General features: G+C 73.1%; 1 protein-coding gene. It reads left to right on the forward strand.

Translation table 11 applies throughout. The annotated features are described in order from the left end of the window. A partial coding sequence (locus N878_RS20375) for a phosphoenolpyruvate carboxylase (RefSeq protein WP_021445387.1) occupies positions 1-1,439 on the forward strand: 1,439 nt, incomplete at both ends.

Below are 1,439 nucleotides of genomic sequence, written 5' to 3' on the forward strand. Positions count from 1 at the left end.
TGGCGCGCCTGCTCGCAGCCGGGCAGAAGCCCGACGAGCTGGCGCGTCAGCTTGGCCGCCTGGATATCGAACTGGTGCTCACCGCCCACCCCACCGAGGTGGCGCGGCGTACCCTGATCCAGAAGTACGACGCCATCGCCGCACAGCTGGCGGCGCTGGATCACAGCGACCTGCTGGCGGACGAGCGCGAGCGCAGCGTCCAGCGCCTGCAGCGGCTGATCGCCGAGGCCTGGCATACCGAGGAGATCCGCCGCAGCCGGCCGACCCCGGTGGACGAGGCCAAGTGGGGCTTCGCGGTGATCGAGCACTCGCTGTGGCAGGCCGTGCCGCAGTTTTTGCGCCGCGCCGATCGCAGCCTGCAGGCCGCCACCGGCCTGCGCCTGCCGCTGGAGGCGGCGCCGATCCGCTTCGCCTCCTGGATGGGCGGCGACCGCGACGGCAACCCCAACGTCACCGCCCGGGTCACCCGCGAGGTGCTGCTGCTGGCGCGCTGGATGGCCGCCGACCTGTACCTGCGCGACGTCGACCAGCTGGCCGCCGAGCTGTCCATGCAGCAGGCCAGCGCCGAGCTGCGTGCCCAGGTCGGCGACAGTGCCGAGCCCTACCGGGCGCTGCTCAAGCAACTGCGTGAACGCCTGCGCGAGACTCGCAGCTGGGCGCAGCAGGCGCTCGCCGCGCAAGTGGCGCCGAGCGCCGCGGTGCTGCAGGACAACCACGACCTGCTGGCGCCGCTGCAGCTCTGCTACCAGTCGCTGCACGCCTGCGGCATGGGCGTGATCGCCGACGGCCCGCTGCTCGACTGCCTGCGCCGGGCGGCCACTTTCGGCCTGTTCCTGGTGCGCCTGGACGTGCGCCAGGACTCCAGTCGGCATGCCGCGGCGCTCACGGAAATCACCGACTACCTGGGCCTGGGCCGCTACGCCGAGTGGGACGAGGCGGCGCGCCTGAGCTTTTTGCAGCGCGAGCTGGACAACCGCCGGCCGCTGCTGCCGAGCGACTACCGGCCCTCGGCCGACACCGCCGAGGTGCTCGCCACCTGCCGCGAGGTGGCCGCCGCGCCGGCTGCCTCGCTGGGCTCCTACGTGATCTCCATGGCCGGCGCCGCCTCCGACGTGCTGGCGGTGCAACTGCTGCTCAAGGAGGCCGGGTTGCGCCGGCCGATACGCGTGGTGCCACTGTTCGAAACCCTGGCCGACCTGGATAACGCCGGCCCGGTGATCGACCGCCTGCTCGGCCTGCCGGGCTACCGCGCGCGTCTGCACGGGCCGCAGGAGGTGATGATCGGCTACTCCGACTCGGCCAAGGACGCCGGCACCACCGCCGCCGCCTGGGCCCAGTACCGCGCCCAGGAAGCGCTGGTGCGCCTGTGCCGCGAGCACCAGGTCGAATTGCTGCTGTTCCACGGCCGCGGCGGCACCGTCGGCCGCGGCGGCGGTCCG

The sequence above is a fragment of the Pseudomonas sp. EGD-AK9 genome (genome assembly GCF_000465935.2).
Classification (GTDB): Bacteria; Pseudomonadota; Gammaproteobacteria; order Pseudomonadales; family Pseudomonadaceae; genus Aquipseudomonas.